The organism is Sphingomonas hengshuiensis, assembly GCF_000935025.1.
GTDB lineage: Bacteria > Pseudomonadota > Alphaproteobacteria > Sphingomonadales > Sphingomonadaceae > Sphingomonas > Sphingomonas hengshuiensis.
On record NZ_CP010836.1, the window covers coordinates 4,770,275 to 4,788,835 of the forward strand.

An 18,561-nucleotide genomic window follows, 5' to 3' on the forward strand; every position below is an offset into this window, starting at 1 on the left:
GCATCCAGGAGGGGCGCGGACTCAGTCCTTCCTGATCCTGCCACGAGGGCGAATCCTGTTTCGGCTTGCGAAGCCGATCCACCGGGGGTGCAGGGTCATGGGCAGGCATTGCGCAGACTCTCCCTATACCGTGAGCGGATCGCGGCAGGCCAGTCGCCGCCTTACGCCGCCAGCCGCAATTCCAGCTCCAACCGGCCCCAGATCTCCACCAGCGCGTCCACCAGCTCGCGCATCATCGCTTCGCTATGCGCAGGGCCGGGGGTGAAGCGCAGGCGTTCGGTGCCGCGCGGGACGGTGGGGTAGTTGATCGGCTGGACGTACACGCCGTACTCGGCGAGCAGCACGTCGCTGATCTTCTTTGCCTTGACCGGATCGCCGACCATCAGCGGGACGATATGCGTCGTCGAGGGCAGCACCGGCAGCCCGGCATCGGCCATCAACGCTTTCAGCGTCGCCGCCGCCGCCTGCTGGCCCTCGCGCTCGACGTTCGAGCTCTTGAGGTGGCGCACGCTCGCCAGCACGCCCGCGACGAGCACCGGCGACAGCGAGGTGGTGAAGATGAAGCCGGGCGCATAGCTGCGGATCACGTCAATGATGACCTGGTCCGCGGCGATATAGCCGCCCATCACCCCGAACGCCTTGCCCAGCGTGCCTTCGATGATGTTGATGCGATCGGCGACGCCGTCGCGCTCCGAAATGCCGCCGCCGCGCGCGCCGTACATGCCGACGGCATGGACTTCGTCGAGATAGGTCAGCGCGTTATACTGGTCGGCCAGGTCGCAGATTTCGGCGATCGGGGCGATGTCTGCGTCCATCGAATAGACGCTTTCGAACGCGATCAGCTTTGGCGCGGCGGGATCGTCGGCGGCGAGCAGCTCTTCGAGATGCGCGAGGTCGTTGTGGCGGAACACGCGCTTCTCGCAGCCGGCATTGCGGATGCCCGCAATCATCGATGCGTGGTTCAACTCGTCCGAATAGACGATGCAGCCCGGCATCAGCTTGCCCAACGTCGCCAGCGTCGCTTCGTTCGACACATAGCCCGAGGTGAAGAGCAGCGCGCCTTCCTTGCCGTGCAGGTCGGCCAGTTCGGCCTCCAGCTCGATATGGTAATGCGTGTTGCCGCCGATATTGCGCGTGCCGCCCGAGCCCGCGCCGACATCGTGCAGCGCCTCTTCCATCGCGGCGATCACCTTGGGATGCTGGCCCATGGCGAGATAGTCGTTCGAGCACCACACCGTGATCGGCTTCGGCCCGTTATGCCCGGCGAAGCAGCGCGCATTGGGATAGGCACCCTTGTTGCGCAGCACGTCGATGAACACGCGGTATCGGCCTTCGGCGTGGAGCCGGTCGATCGCCTGGTTGAAAACCCGCGCATAGTCCATGGCGGGCGCCGCAATGTCCTTCGTATTCATGGGCCTCCCCTACGCGCATCCGGCGAGTAATTCCAGACGGAGCCGCTAAGCAATTATCCCAATAGCATCGTGGCGGCACGCCAAAGCTGCTCCAGTCCGGGCGAAGCAGCGCGAGGACGACGCACCGGTTCGGTGAATCCGTGGCAAAGTCGCGCCAAATGGCGCGCGGACACCGTGGAATATGATCTGGATTAGGGCTTTGTCGGAAAAATGTGGTATGAAGTCAATATCGTAGGCGACTCAGGTTCAAGCGTGCCTGCGGCTGAGAGACCGCGTTCTCCCGCTTGTGGAACGGAGCGGCATATGACCAACCGAGACCTTGAATATTATCAGCGGCGCGAAGTGCAGGAGCGTTCGAACGCGGAACAAGCCGATGATAGCACGGCGCGCCGGGTGCACCAGGAAATGGCCGAACGCTATTCGGCGAAGCTGCGCGACATGGCGCAGTCGATTCCCGAGGCCCGCGCCTAAAGCGACTCCACGCTGGCCAGCCCGTAGCGCGCAAGAGCGGGCGCGAGCGTGGCGGTGCGGGCATCCAGCGCCGTGAACACCGCGCGCCCCGCCGGGCGCACTGCCGGCCAGACCTGGCCCGTCGTGAGATGGGCGATTCGCCGCGCAATCCCGGCCCCGCCATCGACGAACGTCAACGCGCGCGGCGCCGCAGCGGCGAGTTCGGCCTCCAGCAGCGGGAAATGGGTGCAGGCATTGACGACCACGTCGAGCCGCTCACCGCCCTCCTGCCCCAGCAAACCATCGAGTACCGCCGCCAGCCGCCCCGGATCGGGCGCGACGCCGCCGAGCGACGCCTCTGCCAGCGCGACCAGTTCCGCCGAGCCGTGGCGCAGCACGCGGCAGTCGCCCGCAAAGCGCGCTGCCAGATCGTCGACATAAGGCTGGCGCACCGTCGCCTCCGTGCCGAGTACACCAATGACTCGCGTCCGGCTGAGCAGCGCGGCGGGCTTGATCGCGGGCACGGTGCCGACGATCGGAATGTCGAGCGCGGCGCGGACATGCTGGAGCGCGATCGTCGAGGCAGTGTTGCACGCGATGACGATGAGCCGCGGCGCGAATCGCTCGGCCAGCCGCCCGAGCAGCGCGGGCACGCGCGCGGCAATCTCCGCCTCGCTGCGCGTGCCATAGGGAAAACCCGCCGAATCGGCGACATAGACCAAAGGCGCCTGGGGCAGCAGCCGCGCGGTCGGCGCGAGCACCGACAGCCCGCCCATGCCCGAATCGAAAAACAGGATCGGGCGGGCATCGGATGCCGGGGCGGTGGTTTCGGGGATCGGCATTGTTGCACCCGCCTAATCGAGTCCCTAGCTTGCGCGCAACAGGGGGACGGAGCGTGGGCGACATCATCTGGGCCGGGCCGGTAGCGGCGCTTGTCCTGGGCTATCTTTTGGGTTCGATCCCGTTTGGCGTGCTGCTGACCCGCGCCGCCGGGGCGGGCGACCTGCGCCAGATCGGCTCGGGCAATATCGGCGCGACCAATGTGCTGCGCACCGGGCGCAAGGGGCTGGCGGCGGCGACGCTGCTGCTCGACATGGCCAAGGGCGCGGCGGCGGTGCTGATCGCCGAGGCGCTGTTCCCTGGAACTGCCGTGCTGGCCGGGCTCGGGGCGTTTTTCGGCCATTGCTATCCGGTGTGGTTGAAGTTTCGCGGGGGCAAGGGCGTCGCGACGCTGATGGGGATCGTCGTCGCGCTGCACTGGCCGTCGGGGCTGGTCTATGCCGCGGTCTGGCTGGGGGTGCTGGCCGGTCTGCGCATTTCGTCGCTCGCGGGCATGACCGCCGCGATCAGTGCGCCGGTGAGCGCCGCGTTCTTCGGGAAGATCGGGCTGGTGCCGCTGTTGCTCGCGCTCGCGCTGGTCGTGATCTGGAAGCATCGCGAGAATATCGAGCGGCTGCTGAGCGGGACCGAACCGCGCATCGGCAAGAAGCGTGGATGACGCGCGTACGGCGCGGCTGCGGCTGCTCCGTTCGGCCAATGTCGGACCCGTCACCTATGCCCAGCTGATCGCGCGCTTCGGCACGGCGGAGGCGGCGCTGGAGGCCTTGCCGATGCTGGCGGCGCGCGGCGGCGGGCGGGCGCCGCGGATCGCCGATGCGGGCGCGGTCGCGCGCGAGATCGCGGCGGTCGAACGGCTGGGCGCGCGCTATCTGTTCAGCGACGATGCCGATTATCCCGCGTTGCTCGCCGAGACGGAGACTGCGCCGCCGGCGCTGATCGTGCGCGGGCTGATCGACCTGCTGGCGCGCAGTACGGTGGCGATCGTCGGCGCACGCAACGCCTCCGCCGCCGCCTGCCGCTTCGCGCGCCAGCTTGCACTGGGGCTCGGCGATGCGGGGGTGACGGTGGTGTCGGGCCTCGCACGCGGGATCGATACGGCGGCGCATGTCGGATCGCTGGGCAGCGGCACGGTGGGGGTGATCGCGAGCGGGATCGATATCGCTTTCCCGCCGGAAAATGCCGAATTGCAGGAGCGCGTGGCACGCGAGGGGCTGCTGCTCGCCGAACAGCCGCCGGGCACCGAGCCGCTGGCGCGCTTCTTCCCCTCGCGCAACCGGATCATCGCCGGGGTCGCGCTGGGGACCGTGGTGGTCGAGGCGGCACCGCGATCGGGCAGCCTGATCACCGCACGCATCGCCGCCGAGGCGGGGCGCGATGTGATGGCCGTCCCCGGATCGCCGCTCGATCCGCGCGCGCAGGGATGCAATTTGCTGATCCGCGAAGGCGCGACGCTGGTGCAGAATGCCGACGACGTGCTGGAGATGATCCGCCCGCTCGATCCGCGCGCGGTCCGCGCGCCCGGCGCGCGATGGGGCGGCCCCCCGCCGGAGGACGCCAGCGACGCCGATCGCCGCATCGTGACCGGGCTGCTGGGTCCGGTGCCGGTGGGCGTGGACGAGCTGATCCGCCAGTCGCGGCTGGCGCCTGCGGTGGTGCAGACGGTGCTGCTCGAGCTGGAACTGGGCGGGCGGCTGGAGCGGCATGCGGGGGGGCGGGTGAGTTTGGGGTGAGGTGAAAAGCTCGGGCCCCTCCATCGTCACCCCGGGCTTGACCCGGGGCCCCGCTTACCTGCCCGACGTCACCGGATTTGGTCGTACAGGTCGCACCACTCCGGGTTGGCGCGCTCGATCAGCGCGAATTTCCATTCCCGCCGCCAGCGTTTCAGGCGTTTCTCCTGGGCGATGCAGTCTGTGATCGACGGCGCGTGCTCGGCCCAGACAAGGCGGTTCAGGCCATATTGTTTGCAGAATTCGGAACCTTCGTCGCTGCGGTGCTGGTGCATCCGTTCTGCAAGATGCGCGGTGACGCCGGCATACATCGTCCCCCGGTAGCGATTGGCCATGATGTAGACCCAGCCGCCTTGTTCCCCGTTTTCCATGAGCGTCGAGGATGAAGAAGCTGGGCCCCGGGTCAAGCCCGGGGTGACGTTAAAGGCTGTCGTCACCCCGGGCTTGACCCGGGGCCCAGCTTTCTTCTTCGGTGGGCGCCGTCGCCCAATCGTAACCTCCCACTGGCAACGCGCCCCCGGCCCCCTACATCGCGCCGACAGCTTCCCAGGAGACTCCCATGGCCGACGCCCCCGATCCCGCGAACAATCAGCCCGCCGGCTATGTGCCGCCGAAGGTCTGGACCTGGGAGCCCGGCAATGGCGGTCAGTTCGCCAATATCAACCGCCCGACCTCCGGCGCGACGCATGACAAGCCGCTTCCGGTCGGCACGCACCCGCTGCAACTCTATTCGCTGGGCACGCCCAACGGGGTGAAGGTCACCATCCTGCTGGAAGAGCTGCTCGCCGCCGGCCATGCGGGGGCCGAATATGATGCATGGAAGATCAACATCGGCGAGGGCGACCAGTTCGGCAGCGGCTTTGTCGCAATCAATCCGAACTCGAAGATCCCGGCGCTGGTCGATCGCTCGGTCGATCCCGTCCAGCCGGTGTTCGAAAGCGGTGCGATCCTGATCTACCTCGCCGAGAAGTTCGGCGCCTTCCTGCCCACATCCGGGCCGCAGCGCGCTGCGACGCTGAGCTGGCTGATGTGGCAGATGGGCTCGGCGCCGTTCCTGGGCGGCGGCTTCGGCCATTTCTTCGCCTATGCCCCGATCAAGATCCAGTACGCGATCGATCGCTATGCGATGGAAGTGAAGCGCCAGCTCCATGTCCTCGACACGCATCTGGCTGGACACGAATATATGGCGGGCGACACCTACACCATCGCCGACATCGCGATCTGGCCCTGGTATGGCGCAATCGCGCGGGGTGAGGCCTATCCGGGGTCCACCGAGTTCCTGAGTGTCCACGAATACACCCACTTCAATCGCTGGGTCGCGCAGGTCGGCGATCGCGAGGCGGTGCAGCGCGGGCGGCTTGTCAATCGCGGCATGGGGCCGGAGGACCAGCGCGTGCCCGAACGCCATGCGGCGAGCGACATCGATGCGGTGCGGGATCGGATGCGCGCTTCCGCCTGATTGCCCTTTCCCGCTCGTGCTGCCATCCCGCCGCCGCTTGACTAGGGGCGGCGGCGCTCCCCATCCTCGCACGCGTACACGTGAAGGACGATTTTACTTCCATGCAGCTTGTCATCGTCGAATCGCCTGCCAAGGCGAAGACCATCGAGAAATATCTGGGCAAGGATTACCGCGTTCTCGCGTCCTATGGCCATGTCCGCGACCTTCCGGCGCGCGACGGATCGGTGAACCCCGACGAGGGGTTCGCGATGGAGTGGGAGGCCTATGCCGACAAGTCGAAGCAGCTCAAGGCGATCACCGATCTCGCCAAGACCGCCGACCGCCTGATCCTCGCGACCGACCCTGATCGCGAGGGCGAGGCGATCAGTTGGCATGTCCAGGAAGTGCTGCGCAACAAGAAGGCGCTGCCCAAGGAAGTCGAGCGCGTCACCTTCAACGCGATCACCAAGCCCGCGGTGCTGACCGCGATGGCGAACCCGCGCGAGCTCGATACCGACCTGATCGACGCATATCGGGCGCGGCGTGCTCTGGATTATCTGGTGGGGTTCACCCTTTCGCCGGTGCTGTGGCGCAAGCTGCCCGGCGCCAAGTCGGCGGGGCGCGTTCAGTCGGTCGCGCTGCGGATTATCGTCGATCGCGAGCGCGAGATCGAAGGCTTCACCGCGCAGGAATATTGGTCGGTCACCGCCGACATGGAACAGGACGGCACGCCGTTCCAGGCGCGGCTGGTCAAGTATAAGGGCGACAAGATCGATCGCCTGACGATCGGCGACGGCAAGACCGCCGAGGCCGCGAAAAAGGCCGTCGAGGAGGGCCGCTTCTCGGTCGCGTCGGTCGAGACCAAGCCCGCGACGCGCAATCCGCCGCCGCCCTTCACCACTTCGACGCTGCAACAGGAAGCGGCGCGCAAGCTGGGCTTCTCGGCCAGCCACACGATGCGGATCGCGCAGGGGCTCTACGAGGACGGCGCGATCACCTATATGCGGACCGACGGCGTCCAGATGGACCCGGACGCGATCCAGGAAGCGCGCAAGGCCGTCGTGACGCGCTATGACGGCGGCTATGTGCCGGATAAGCCGCGCATCTACACCACCAAGGCGAAGAATGCGCAGGAAGCGCATGAGGCGATCCGCCCCACCGATTTCTCGAAGGATCGCGCAGGCTCTGGCGACCATGGCCGGCTGTACGAGCTGATCTGGAAGCGCGCGCTGGCCAGCCAGATGGCGTCGGCGCGGATGGAGCGCACCACGATCGACCTGGAGGATGGCAGCGGCCAGCACGGGCTGCGCGCCAGCGGGCAAGTGGTGTTGTTTCCCGGCTATCTCGCGCTCTACGAAGAAGGCAAGGATGACGAGGGCGACGAGGATAGCCGCCGCCTGCCGCGCATGTCGGCCGGCGACGCACCCGCCAAGAAGGCGGTCCATGCCGAGCAGCATTTCACCCAGCCGCCGCCGCGCTTCTCCGAAGCGTCGCTGGTCAAGCGGCTGGAGGAACTGGGGATCGGGCGTCCGTCGACCTATGCCTCGATCATTCAGGTGCTCAAGGATCGCGCCTATGTCCGCGTCGAGAAGAACCGCTTCTTCGCCGAGGAGAGCGGGCGGCTGCTGACGGCGTTCCTCGAACGCTTCTTCGAGAAATATGTCAGCTACGATTTTACCGCCGGGCTGGAAGAAGAGCTGGACGACGTCTCGGGCGGGCGTGCCGCGTGGCAGGCGGTGCTCGAGGCATTCTGGAGGGACTTCAAGCCGCGCACGTCCGAAGTGATGGAGCAGAAGCCGTCGGACATTACGGCGGCGCTCGATGTCTTCCTCGAATCCTACCTGTTCCCGGCCAAGGCGGACGGCACCGATCCGCGGCTATGCCCCAATTGCGGCACCGGGCGGCTGGCGCTGCGCGGTGGGCGGTTCGGCGCGTTCGTGGCGTGCTCCAACTATCCCGAATGCAAGTTCACCCGCCGCTTCGCGCAGCCGGGTGGCGAGGGCGAGGAGTCGACCGGCCCCGAGATGCTGGGCAATGATCCCGAGAGCGGGCTGCCGGTCGAGCGCAAATCGGGGCGGTTCGGCCCCTATATCCAGTTGGGCGAGGGCAAGGAGGCGGCGCGCGCCTCGATCCCCAAGGATGTCGAGCTGGACCTCGAAATGGCGCTCAAGCTGCTCAAGCTGCCGCGCACGGTGGGGACGCATCCGGAGACGGGCAACCCGATCACCGCGTCGATCGGCCGCTATGGCCCCTATCTGGCGCATGACGGCAAATATGCGCGGCTCCAGTCGACGATGGAGGTGTTCGAGACGGGGATGAACGCCGCCGTGGTCAAGCTGGCCGAGGCGGCGGCGGGTGGCGGGCGTCCGGCGCGCGGCGCTGCGCGCGAACCGCTCAAGATACTGGGCGCGCATCCGCGGACCGAGGCCGAGATCAAGCTGATGGAGGGCCGCTACGGCGCCTATGTCACCGATGGCGAGACCAATGCGACGCTGCCCAAGTCGATCGACAAGGATCAGTTGACGCTGGAGGAAGCCGCGCAACTGATCGACGCGCGCGCCGCGGCTGCACCCGCAAAGGGCAAGGGCAAGAAGAAGGCGGCTCCGAAAAAGGCGGCGGCGAAAAAGGCTCCCGCAAAGAAAGCGGCGCCCAAAAAGGCCGCGACCAAGAAGACGGCGGCAAGCGAGGCGTAGCCGCCCCGCGGAACCCGTTGGGGCGACACGCGATTATTCCTCCGGGCCGGGCTTGCGAGCCCGTGTCCGGAGGATAAGGCCGATGATTGCCAGACCACTCGCCCTGTTGTCCGCGCTGAGCCTCGCGCCGCTCGCCATGGCGCAGCATGCGGACAGTCTTTGGAGCTACAGCTACCAGAACGGGATCGGCGAATATGCCGCCGGCGAATGGGATCGCCCGACCGGGGCGGCGCTGCTGCTGTCGTGCCGCGCGGACGGGACGATCGCGCTGGGGACGCAGATCAAGGGGAAGGCGCCCCCGCCAGGAACCGCGCTGCAACTTGCCGCCTCGACGCGCGAAGAGACGCGCGAATCGGCCTTCGCGACCGACGACACCCGCCGCGCCACTGCCGCCGCCCAGAGCGCGGAGGTGCGCGCGCTGTGGACCAACCTGCGCTGGGGCGACGTCGTGACGCTGCGCTATGCCGACGGGCGCAGCGCGGTGCTGTCGCTCGCCGGCGCGGCGAAGACGCTGCCCGCGACGCCCTGCGCGTGACATTGGGGTTTCTGCTCGGATCGGTGCTCGCGGCGTTCGCGCTGACGACGCTCGCGGCGTGGCTCCTCGTGTCGCGCTGGCCGCGGGGCAGCGCGCACGCGCAGGCGATGGGGGCCGCACTCAGCTTTCCGGTGTGCGCCGTGGCGCTGTTCGCCGTGGCTACTGCCGTCACCCTGGGCGGTGGCGGCGATGCGGCGGCACGGCAGGGCGCCGGGATGGTCGTGTTCGCCCTGGTGTTCTTCCTGGTCTATGCTCTCGTCATCGGCGTCGTCGTGGGGCTGCCGACTGCATTCCTGATGGTGCGCCGGTTTCGCCGGGGTTGAGCCGGTCAGGCCGCGCGGAGTGTCGTAGCGCGCAGCCATGCGCGCGCCGCCTTTTGCGCCGCGATGATCTCTCGCGCAGTCATGTCCTCGGCGATTTCGGCGCGGCACATATGCGCGCTCTCGCTGCCCGATGCTGCGGCGATGTTGAACCATTTATGCGCTTCGATCAGGTCGACGCCGACGCCCTCGGCGCCGCTCGAATAGACGACGCCGAGATCGAAGCACGCATTGGCGTCGCCGCGTGCCGCTTGCCGAAGCCGGCTCTCGATCAGGAAAGGCGTGCTTCCAAGGCCGTTGGCCATATCATTACCCCTGTTCTTTTCCCTCGTGCCTGCCAGGCTAGGCGAGGAAATCAGAATAAAGGGTTAACAGCGTTAACCGTCTTCGTTCAGGTTTACCGGGATATTGTCGATAAGGCGCGTGCCGCCGATCCGCGCCGCGGCGAGCAGGCGGAGCGGGCGGCCTGGCTCCGGCGCGCCCAGCGTCTCGGCATCGGCCAGCGCGACATAGTCTACCTCGAACCCCGCCGCCGCCAGCGAATCGCGCGCCTGCGCCAGCGCCGAATCGGCATCGCCGCCACGGGCAATCGCGCGTTCGGCGACGCCCAGCGCGCGCGGCAGCGCGACGGCGCGCGTCCGTTCCTCGGGCAGCAGATAGGCGTTGCGCGACGACAGCGCGAGGCCGTCATCCCCGCGCTGCGTCGGCACGCCGAGCACGTCGATGGCGAGGTCGAGATCGATCGCCATGCGCCGAATCACCGCCAGTTGCTGCCAGTCCTTCTCGCCGAACAGCGCGACATCGGGGCGGACCTGGTTGAACAGCTTGAGCACCACCGTCGCGACCCCGGCGAAATGCGTCGGGCGCGAAGTCCCGTCGAGCACGTCGCTGACGCCGCCGACAGCGATGGTGGTCGCGAACCCCGCTGGATACATCGCCTCGACCGGGGGGAGCCACAACAGGTCGGCGCCGGCACCCGCCAGCATCCGCGAATCCTGAAGCTCCTTGCGGGGATAGCGGCTGAAATCCTCGCTCGGCGCGAACTGGGTCGGGTTGACGAAGATCGACACGACCACCCGGTCGGCCGCGCGCCGGGCGGCATCGACCAGCGCCATATGCCCGTCATGCAGCGCGCCCATGGTCGGCACCAGCGCCACGCGCTCGCCCGCCTTTCGAAACGCCGATACGGCTTCGCGAAGCGCTTCGAGGCTACGGACGGTTTGCACGCATTAACACTTTCGATAAGACGTCAGGGGCGGCCTTCTATGGGGGGCGTGCGAAACGATCAACAAAGGAAGTATGTGGCGTGAGCGATGGACCGAAGCGGCTGCACGTCCTCGTGTTCGCGAACGAGAAGGGCGGGACGGGCAAATCCACCACCGCGGTCCATGCGGCGATCGCGCTCGCCGCGCGCGGATCGAAGGTAGCGTGCTTCGACCTGGATCACCGCCAGCGCACGATGGGCCGCTATCTCGACAATCGCGCAGAGACGATGCGGCGCAAGGGCCGCCCGCTGCCCATGCCGGTCTATGAGACGCATGACGGCGAGAGCATGGATTTCTTTTCCGAAACGCTCGACCGGCTGGGCCAGGATGCCGATTTCCTCGTGATCGACACGCCGGGCCGCGACGACAAGTTCGCGCGCATTTCGGTCACCAATGCCGATACGCTGGTCACCCCGATGAACGACAGCTTCGTCGATTTCGACCTGATCGGGCAAGTCGATCCCGAGACGTTCCGGGTGCTGCGCCCCAGCTTCTATTCCGAGCTGATCTGGGAGTCGCGCAAGCGCCGGGCAAAGGCCGATGGCGAGACGATCGACTGGGTCGTCCTGCGCAACCGGATGCAGCATATCGAGGCGCGCAACATGCGCCGTGTCTCGGACGCGATCGACCAGCTTTCGAAGCGCGTCGGATTCCGCGTGATCTCCGGCCTGTCCGAGCGGGTGATCTATCGCGAGCTGTTCCCGCAGGGGCTGACGATGCTCGACGCGCGCGAATTCGGCGAGATGGGGCTCAGCCATGTCGCCGCGCGGCAGGAACTGCGCGAGATGATGGCGGGGCTCGCGCTGCCCGAGCACACGCCGCCGCTCTTCGCCTGATGTTCCAGTTCCTGCTGGCGGCAGCGGTCTTTGCCGCTGCCTGGATCTACTGGGGCAAGCCGCGGCGCAAGCCCGTGCGCCAGGCCCCGCCCGCGCCGCCGTCCCCGCCGCCGGCGGAGGACGAGGCGCGCGCGATCCTGGGGGTGGGCGCTGATGCCGATGCGGATGCGATCCGCGCCGCGCATCGCCGGCTGGTGCTCGCGCTGCATCCCGACAAGGGCGGATCGGTCGAGCTGACGCGCAGAATAAATGCGGCGCGAGACCTGTTGTTGCGCGTGCGCAATTGAACTTTCCGCCGGACTGGGGAATTAGGCTGGCATCATCTTCGGGAGGCTCCATGACGCATCGTTTCGACCCCACCTCGCTGCGCGAATACGATATTCGCGGTATCGTCGGCGAAGCGCTCGGCCCGGATGACGCCCGCGCCATCGGTCGCGGCTTCGCGACTTTGCTCCGCCGCGCGGGCGGGCACCGCGTCGCCGTGGGTCGCGACGGGCGGCTGTCGTCGCCGATGCTCGAGGAGGCGCTGGTCGCCGGGCTGACCGAATCGGGTTGCGACGTGGTGCGGATCGGCATGGGGCCGACGCCGATGCTCTATTACGCCGAGGCGACGTTAGAAGTGGATGGCGGCATCCAGATAACCGGCAGCCACAATCCCGGCAATTATAACGGCTTCAAGATGGTGTTCCAGCATCGCCCGTTTTTCGGCGAGGACATCCAGACGCTGGGCCGCATGGCGGCGGAAGGCGATTGGGAGGACGGCACGGGCACCGTCACTGATTACGAGATTCTCGACGCCTATGTCGGCCGGCTGATGGCGGGCTATGCGGGCGGTACGTTCCGGATCGGCTGGGACGCGGGCAATGGCGCCGCCGGCCCGGTGGTGGACAAGCTCGTCAAGCTGCTCCCGGGTGAGCATCACACGATCTTCACCGAAGTGGACGGCAATTTCCCCAACCATCATCCCGATCCTACCGAGGAAAAGAACCTCGCCGATCTGAAGCGCCTTGTCGCCGAGAAGAGCCTCGATTTCGGACTGGCATTCGATGGCGACGGCGACCGGCTGGGCGCGATCGACGGGCAGGGACGCGTGGTGTGGGGCGACCAGCTTCTGTCCGTTCTGGCCGAACCCGTGCTCCGCGTCGAGCCGGGTGCCACGATCATCGCCGATGTGAAGGCCAGCCAGGCGCTGTACGACCGCATCGCCGAACTGGGCGGCGTGCCCTTGATGTGGAAGACCGGGCACAGCCTGATCAAGACCAAGATGAAGGAAACCCATGCGCCGCTAGCCGGCGAGATGAGCGGCCACATCTTCTTCGCGCAGGATTACTACGGCTTCGACGACGCGCAATATGCGGCGGTGCGGCTGATCCAGGCGCTGCATGTGATCGGCAAGTCGCTGACCCAGCTCAAGGACGAGATGCCGGCGATGATCAACACGCCGGAAATGCGCTTCCAGGTCTCCGACACGCGCAAATTCGCAGTGATCGACGAGATCCTCGCGCGGCTGGAAGCCGAGGGCGCCGACGTCAACCGCACCGACGGCGCGCGGGTGAACACCCCCGATGGCTGGTGGCTGCTGCGCGCGTCGAACACCCAGGACGTGCTGGTCGCCCGCGCCGAGGCGAAGTCGCAGGAAGGGCTGGACCGCCTGATGGCGATGATCGACGCGCAGTTGGCGGCCAGCGGGCTGGAGCGCGGGCCGCAGGCGGCGCATTGATTTAGGGAAGGGCCTCTCCGGTGGAGGGGCCTTTTTTGCGGGCGATGGATGCGCTGGGTGAGTCGCCTTCTGTCTAATCGTCCTATACGCTAACCTCATGCTGACCGCTCTCATCTCCGCGATTGCTGCGATCATCGCATCGGCGGGTGCAATCTACCTGACGAAACAGAAGGAGCGCGAAGCTGTTTGGCGAGCGAAAAAGCTCGCTTACTATGAAGAGTTTTTTGGCGCTGCCAGCGGTATAGTCGGCAAAAATTCGCCACGAGATACGCAAGTTCGATTTGCGACCGCGGTGAACAATTTGCATTTGATAGCATCGAATTCGGTGATCGAAGCTCTTCACGCTTTTACGAACGAGATAGCGGTATCGAACGCCGCTAACATGAAGATCGAGCAGCACGACAGGCTATGGTCGCTGCTGGTTTGGCATATTCGAAACGATCTTGATGATCCTCCTTCGAAAGATCCAAACAAGTTTAGTGCGCGGCTTTGGGCATCTGGCGTCGGTCATTGAGCACGAAAGTCGGTCGCGCTTGATGCAAAGCGCATCACGTTCGCATTACGGTTAGACGCTCGCAAACCCGCCGCGTCCCCTGATGCACCTCCGCCCACGCCCCCCCAGTTTCGACTCGCAATCCCACCGCCGAACCGCCACATCGCCGGGCATGGCTCTGCCCCCCCGCTCCATCATCCGCGTCATCGATCTTGAGACCACCGGCCAGGCGCCGCCCGCGCACGGGGTGTGCGAGATCGGGTGGCAGGATGTCGCGCTCCAGCCCGACGGTCGTTGGGAACTGGAGGGTGAAGGGGGCAGTCGGCTCGTCAATCCGGGGCGGCCGATCCCTCCGCTGACCATGGCGATCCACCATATTCGCGACGAGGATGTCGCCGACGCGCCGGGGTGGCACGATGTCGCGCGCCCGATCCTCGATCCCTGGCCCCGCCGCGTGGCGCTTGCGGCGCATCGGGCGAGTTTCGAGGAGCAGTTCTGCACGTCCTCTCTCACTCGGGGCGCGGATTGGATCTGCACCTATAAATGCGCGCTGCGGCTATGGCCGGGGACGCCGGGCTTTTCGAACCAGTTCCTGCGCTATTTCCGCAAGCCCGAGGGTATGGAGCATGAGCGCGGGCTGCCCGCGCACCGCGCCTTTCCCGATGCCTATGTCACTGCATTCCACCTGCGCGACATGCTGAACGAGGCGAGCGTCGCCCAGCTTATCGCCTGGTCGAAGGAGCCCGCGCTCGAGCCGCGCGTCCGCTATGGCCCCGATCGCGGCAAGGAGTGGTGCGAGATCGACGACGATGCGCTCGCCGGGTTCCTCGACGATCGCGACGCCGATATCCGCTTTTCCGCCGAGCATGAGCTGGCCCGCCGCCGGGGTGGGGGCGCGGTGGGGCGCAGCTCGAGCATGGATTTGCTGCTTTAGCGCTTGCCCGCGAGCAGCCGGCGGACGCCCTCCAGCACCCAGCCGTACACCAGGTGCGAGGCGGCGCCATAGGCGTGGAAGGGCAGCGAGGTATCCTGCGGAGCCGAGCCCAACCCCGCGGCGGGGACTGCGCCCTCGTCGAGCAGCGCGGAGGTGGCGATGCCATAGGCGCTGCCGAACCCCGATCGCGCCTCGGGCCGGTACTCGGCGACCACGCCATAGATGCCGCCGAGCACGGCGCCGACGATATAGTGCACCGCCTGCCCCGCGGGCTCGCGATAGGGCTCGGGCACCGGATCGCCGATCACCGCCTTGCTGGCCGCATCGGCGGCCTTGACCGTCGCGGGGTCCTCGCCGCCCTCGTCGGGGAGCAGCTTTGCCGCCTGGGACTGGAAGGCCGCCATTGCCGCCGATGCGACGAGCCCGGCGGCGATGCCGGCTGCCAGTCCGAGAAAGGGTCGAGGTGCCTGTGCCATGCGCTACTCCTGTCGGGAAGGGTCGAACGCGCGAACCTCAGTAAGCGATGCGCACGGCCCGCAACTTGTGTTTTGCGAGCTGCGCCTGGACGCTGTCCCTGCCCGCCAGGTGGCCGGCGCCGACTGCGATGAACACGGTGCCGGGCTGCGCCAAGCGCTGCTCGATCCACTTCGCCCAGCGGGCGTTGCGGTCGGTGAGCAGGACCTTGCCCAGCTCGGGCGTCTCGCGCATGCCTTCGTTCATCGTCACGGCGAGCGTGTCGGGATCGCCCTTGGCCCAGCTCGTCACCATCTTGTCGAGCTCGGCGCCCATTTTGGGCATTTCGTCGAGCGTGGAGACGAGGAACCTGACCTGCACCGGCTCGGGCAGGCCGTCGAGATAGCCGAGCTGCTGCTCGAAGGTCTCGAGCCCGCGCACGGGCTTGCCCGCTGCCTTGGCCGCGGCCTGGAGCACCTGTTCGGCGCCGCTTTCGGGATCATAGCCAAGCCGCGGCAGCCCTGCCATCGTCAGCGTGATCGCGGCGAACCAGGGATCGAAGCGGTCGAGCACCGCCAGCGGAAAGCGCAGATCGCCCGCCGCCTTTGCGATGGCCGGGCGCTTGTCCGCGGGCAGCTTCTCGGTCAGCGTCGGGCCCGATGCGTTCATCGCGAGGGGGAGCAGGGTCGCCTGCGCGGTCGCGGCGTCGGGCTGGATCATCTCGATCACCAGCTCGCCGCTCTTGTCGAAGGCATCCCGGACGGCCTCGTCGAACCAGCTCAGCCCGGGCTTGAGGACATGGATCGTCCCGAACAGGTAGATCGTCGTGTCTTCGTCCCTGACCACCCATAGCGCCGGATCAGCGTCCTGCGCGGCCTGTGCCTGGGCCGTGGGGGCGAACAGCAGCGCCAGCGCGGGGGCCAGCGTGCGGGACATGCGGACGATCCGCGCAGAGAGCCAAGTCATCGCGCGAGCCGCTCGGCGTGCCAGCCGACATGCTCGGCCATGAAGGTCGAAATGAAGTAATAGCTGTGGTCGTAGCCCGGCTGGCGGCGCAGCGTCAGGGCGATCCCGGCGGTGGCGCAGGCTGCCTCGAGCAGGTCGGGACGCAATTGCTCTAGGAACGGATCGGCGTCGCCCACATCGACCAGCAGCTCGGGCAGCCGCGCGCCGTCCTCGATCAGCGCGACGGCGTCATGCGCGCGCCAAAGGTGACGATCATCGCCCAGATAGCCACTCAGCGCCTTCTCGCCCCAGGGGACCTGTCCCGGTGCCGCGATCGGTGCGAAAGCCGATACGCATGCGTAACGATCGGGGTTGCGCAGCGCGATCGTGAGCGCGCCGTGGCCGCCCATCGAATGGCCGGTGATCCCTTGTCGGGCCATGTCCGCCGGGAAATGCGCCGCGATCAGCGCGGGAAGTTCGTCCTCGATATAGGAGCGCATCGCGAAGTGCGGTGCCCAGGGCGCCTCCGTCGCATCGACATAGAAGCCCGCGCCCTGGCCGAAATCATAGGCGGGATCGTCGGCCACGCCCTCGCCGCGGGGCGAGGTGTCGGGGGCGATGAAGATCACTCCGGCTTCGGCGCAGGCGCGGCGAAACTCGCCCTTTTCGGTGACGTTGGCATGGGTGCAGGTCAGCCCCGACAGGTACCATAGTACCGGCAACGACGCTCCCGCCGCGTGCGGGGGGACATAGACCGAGAAGGTCATGTCGGTGCCCGTCGCCGCCGATGCGTGCCGGTACACGCCCTGCACGCCGCCGAACGCGCGGTTTTCCGAGACTGTCGTGAGTGTCATGCGTCGGCGGGGAGCTGGCAGAAGGCGCAGATCTTGTTGCCGTCGGGATCGCGCAGATAGGCGCCATAGGCGTTGCCCGGCGCGTTGGCGCGCTTGCCCGGCGCGCCTTCGCAGGTTCCGCCCTGTGCCAACCCGGCGGCGTGGAAGGCATCGACCGCCGCCTTGTCCGGTGCGGCAAAGCCGATCGTCCCGCCATTCGCCGCGCTCGCAGGCGCGCCATCGGCGGGCAGGCCGACTCCGAACGCGCCCTGCGCACTGCGATAATAGACGCGCGTGCCCGCATCGAACCCCGCCCCGATCCCCAGCGCGCCCAGTGCCGCATCGTAGAAGCCGCGCGCGCGGGCCACGTCGTTGGTGCCGACCATCATGTGCGTAAACATTGCAGTCTCTCCCGAATTTAGCGTTTCAGATCAATACACCACGACGCTGCGGATACTCTCGCCCGCATGCATCAGGTCGAAGCCTTTGTTGATCTCTTCCAGCGTCAGGACATGGGTGATCATCGGATCGATCTCGATCTTGCCGTTCATGTACCAGTCGACGATCTTCGGCACATCGGTGCGGCCCTTGGCGCCGCCGAACGCAGTGCCGCGCCAGTTGCGCCCGGTGACGAGCTGGAAGGGGCGGGTGCTGATTTCCTTGCCCGCCTCGGCCACGCCGATCACGATGCTGGTGCCCCAGCCGCGATGGCACGCCTCCAGCGCGGTACGCATCACTTCGGTATTGCCGGTGCAGTCAAAGGTGAAGTCGGCGCCGCCATCGGTAAGCGCCAGGATTTCGGCGATCGTCTCTTCGCGCGACTTGCCGCGGCCGTCGACGAAATCGGTCATGCCGAAGCGGCGGCCCCATTCCTCGCGGTCAGGGTTGATGTCGACGCCGATGATCCGGTTCGCGCCCGCCAGCCGTGCGCCCTGGAGCACGTTCAGCCCGATTCCGCCCAGCCCGAACACGACGATATTGTCGCCGACCTGGACCTTCGCGGTGTTTACCACGGCGCCCACCCCGGTGGTGACGCCGCAGCCGATATAGCAGCTTGTCTTGAACGGCGCGTCCTCGCGGATCTTCGCCAGCGCGATTTCGGGCAGCACGGTGAAGTTCGAGAAAGTCGAGCAGCCCATATAATGGAAGATCGGCTGCCCCTTATAGCTGAAACGCGTCGTGCCGTCGGGCATCAGCCCCTTGCCCTGCGTCGCGCGGATCGCGGTGCAGAGGTTGGTCTTGCCGCTGAGGCACGACTTACACTGGCGGCATTCGGGGGTGTAGAGCGGGATGACATGGTCGCCCGGCGCCACGCTGGTCACCCCCGCGCCGACTTCGCGCACGATGCCCGCGCCTTCATGCCCGAGCACCGAGGGGAACAGCCCCTCGCTGTCGAGCCCGTCAAGCGTATAGGCGTCGGTGTGGCAGATGCCGGTCGCCATGATCTCGACCAGCACTTCGCCCGCCTTTGGCCCTTCAAGGTCGAGTTCGACGATCTCCAGCGGCTTCTTCGCTTCGAACGCGACGGCGGCACGAGTCTTCATATCGGGGCTCCAAAGTCTGCGCGGGTCTGATCATCGAAACCGCCGCCGGATGCAAGCGTCAGCCCGGCTGCGGGGCGATCGAAGCCGGGGCAGCTAGCCATCCGTGCTGGCGAAGGGGGTCAC

General features: G+C 67.1%; 22 protein-coding genes. 12 read left to right on the forward strand and 10 right to left on the reverse strand.

Annotation, left to right across the window (positions count from 1 at the left end; translation table 11 throughout):
* Positions 1-161: 161 nt before the first annotated feature.
* A complete protein-coding gene (gene hemA, locus TS85_RS21820) occupies positions 162-1,382 on the reverse strand; it encodes a 5-aminolevulinate synthase (protein ID WP_155006616.1) in 1,221 nt (406 codons plus the stop codon).
* A gap of 333 nt (positions 1,383-1,715) precedes the next feature.
* Here hemA and TS85_RS25645 point away from each other — a divergent pair, with 333 nt between their 5' ends.
* On the forward strand, positions 1,716-1,883 hold the full coding sequence (locus TS85_RS25645; protein WP_155006519.1) for a hypothetical protein: 168 nt from the start codon (positions 1,716-1,718) through the stop codon (positions 1,881-1,883).
* Here TS85_RS25645 and murI read toward each other — a convergent pair.
* The gene (gene murI, locus TS85_RS21825; protein ID WP_044335040.1) at positions 1,880-2,704 is read right to left on the reverse strand and encodes a glutamate racemase; all 825 of its coding nucleotides are present in this window, start codon (positions 2,702-2,704) and stop codon (positions 1,880-1,882) included. The two genes, TS85_RS25645 and murI, sit on opposite strands and share 4 nt — an antisense overlap.
* A 53-nt stretch (positions 2,705-2,757) precedes the next feature.
* Between murI and plsY the strand changes: the two genes are divergently transcribed.
* On the forward strand, positions 2,758-3,360 hold the full coding sequence (gene plsY, locus TS85_RS21830) for a glycerol-3-phosphate 1-O-acyltransferase PlsY (protein ID WP_227698570.1): 603 nt from the start codon (positions 2,758-2,760) through the stop codon (positions 3,358-3,360).
* Positions 3,353-4,432: a DNA-processing protein DprA gene (gene dprA / locus TS85_RS21835; protein WP_044335043.1), complete on the forward strand. Its 1,080-nt coding sequence runs from the start codon at positions 3,353-3,355 to the stop codon at positions 4,430-4,432. Before plsY ends, dprA begins: the two co-directional genes overlap by 8 nt.
* 68 nt (positions 4,433-4,500) lie before the next feature.
* Here the strand turns inward: dprA and TS85_RS21840 are convergent, their stop codons facing one another.
* Positions 4,501-4,800 (reverse strand): GIY-YIG nuclease family protein, encoded by a 300-nt coding sequence (locus tag TS85_RS21840; protein ID WP_044335045.1) that lies wholly within the window; start codon positions 4,798-4,800, stop codon positions 4,501-4,503.
* Positions 4,801-4,988: 188 nt separating this feature from the next.
* Between TS85_RS21840 and yghU the strand changes: the two genes are divergently transcribed.
* The 4 genes from yghU to TS85_RS21860 all read left to right on the forward strand — a co-directional run bounded on the left by yghU (position 4,989) and on the right by TS85_RS21860 (position 9,418).
* Positions 4,989-5,888 (forward strand): glutathione-dependent disulfide-bond oxidoreductase, encoded by a 900-nt coding sequence (yghU, locus tag TS85_RS21845; protein ID WP_044335047.1) that lies wholly within the window; start codon positions 4,989-4,991, stop codon positions 5,886-5,888.
* A 101-nt stretch (positions 5,889-5,989) separates the two neighbouring features.
* Positions 5,990-8,560, forward strand: a complete 2,571-nt coding sequence (gene topA, locus TS85_RS21850; protein WP_044335050.1) for a type I DNA topoisomerase — start codon at positions 5,990-5,992, stop codon at positions 8,558-8,560.
* Positions 8,561-8,642: 82 nt separating this feature from the next.
* The gene (locus tag TS85_RS21855; protein WP_155006520.1) at positions 8,643-9,095 is read left to right on the forward strand and encodes a hypothetical protein; all 453 of its coding nucleotides are present in this window, start codon (positions 8,643-8,645) and stop codon (positions 9,093-9,095) included.
* The gene (locus TS85_RS21860) at positions 9,092-9,418 is read left to right on the forward strand and encodes a hypothetical protein (RefSeq protein ID WP_155006521.1); all 327 of its coding nucleotides are present in this window, start codon (positions 9,092-9,094) and stop codon (positions 9,416-9,418) included. The genes TS85_RS21855 and TS85_RS21860 overlap by 4 nt, the downstream gene beginning before the upstream one ends.
* 5 nt (positions 9,419-9,423) lie before the next feature.
* On the opposite strand, the gene TS85_RS21865 is transcribed toward TS85_RS21860, so the two are convergent.
* Both TS85_RS21865 and panC read right to left on the reverse strand, forming a co-directional pair.
* Positions 9,424-9,720, reverse strand: a complete 297-nt coding sequence (locus TS85_RS21865; protein WP_044335055.1) for an SEL1-like repeat protein — start codon at positions 9,718-9,720, stop codon at positions 9,424-9,426.
* A gap of 72 nt (positions 9,721-9,792) precedes the next feature.
* On the reverse strand, positions 9,793-10,641 hold the full coding sequence (gene panC, locus TS85_RS21870) for a pantoate--beta-alanine ligase (RefSeq protein ID WP_044335058.1): 849 nt from the start codon (positions 10,639-10,641) through the stop codon (positions 9,793-9,795).
* A gap of 80 nt (positions 10,642-10,721) precedes the next feature.
* Between panC and TS85_RS21875 the strand changes: the two genes are divergently transcribed.
* The 5 genes from TS85_RS21875 (at position 10,722) to TS85_RS21890 (ending at position 14,663) form a co-directional block, all read left to right on the forward strand.
* A complete protein-coding gene (locus tag TS85_RS21875; protein ID WP_044335060.1) occupies positions 10,722-11,516 on the forward strand; it encodes a division plane positioning ATPase MipZ in 795 nt (264 codons plus the stop codon).
* Complete coding sequence (locus tag TS85_RS21880) at positions 11,516-11,803, forward strand: DnaJ domain-containing protein (RefSeq protein ID WP_044335062.1); 288 nt, start codon at positions 11,516-11,518, stop codon at positions 11,801-11,803. Before TS85_RS21875 ends, TS85_RS21880 begins: the two co-directional genes overlap by 1 nt.
* Positions 11,804-11,853: 50 nt before the next feature.
* On the forward strand, positions 11,854-13,236 hold the full coding sequence (gene pgmG / locus TS85_RS21885; RefSeq protein ID WP_044335064.1) for a phosphoglucomutase/phosphomannomutase PgmG: 1,383 nt from the start codon (positions 11,854-11,856) through the stop codon (positions 13,234-13,236).
* Between the two features lie 97 nt (positions 13,237-13,333).
* Positions 13,334-13,750 carry a hypothetical protein gene (locus tag TS85_RS25650; RefSeq protein ID WP_155006522.1) on the forward strand — a complete coding sequence of 139 codons (417 nt, stop codon included), beginning with the start codon at positions 13,334-13,336 and terminating at the stop codon, positions 13,748-13,750.
* Positions 13,751-13,901: 151 nt separating this feature from the next.
* A complete protein-coding gene (locus tag TS85_RS21890; protein ID WP_044335066.1) occupies positions 13,902-14,663 on the forward strand; it encodes an exonuclease domain-containing protein in 762 nt (253 codons plus the stop codon).
* Here TS85_RS21890 and TS85_RS21895 read toward each other — a convergent pair.
* From TS85_RS21895 to TS85_RS21915, 5 genes are read right to left on the reverse strand one after another with little or no spacing between them, the layout of a single operon-like run.
* Complete coding sequence (locus TS85_RS21895) at positions 14,660-15,139, reverse strand: DUF1440 domain-containing protein (RefSeq protein WP_044335068.1); 480 nt, start codon at positions 15,137-15,139, stop codon at positions 14,660-14,662. The genes TS85_RS21890 and TS85_RS21895 overlap by 4 nt on opposite strands.
* A gap of 37 nt (positions 15,140-15,176) precedes the next feature.
* Entirely contained in the window at positions 15,177-16,082 is a 906-nt protein-coding gene (locus TS85_RS21900; protein WP_227698571.1) for a TraB/GumN family protein, read from the reverse strand.
* Entirely contained in the window at positions 16,079-16,915 is an 837-nt protein-coding gene (gene fghA / locus TS85_RS21905; protein ID WP_044335069.1) for an S-formylglutathione hydrolase, read from the reverse strand. Before fghA ends, TS85_RS21900 begins: the two co-directional genes overlap by 4 nt.
* Complete coding sequence (locus tag TS85_RS21910; protein WP_044335071.1) at positions 16,912-17,295, reverse strand: VOC family protein; 384 nt, start codon at positions 17,293-17,295, stop codon at positions 16,912-16,914. Before TS85_RS21910 ends, fghA begins: the two co-directional genes overlap by 4 nt.
* Positions 17,296-17,325: 30 nt before the next feature.
* Positions 17,326-18,438, reverse strand: a complete 1,113-nt coding sequence (locus tag TS85_RS21915; RefSeq protein WP_044335073.1) for an S-(hydroxymethyl)glutathione dehydrogenase/class III alcohol dehydrogenase — start codon at positions 18,436-18,438, stop codon at positions 17,326-17,328.
* Between the last annotated feature and the right edge of the window lie 123 nt (positions 18,439-18,561).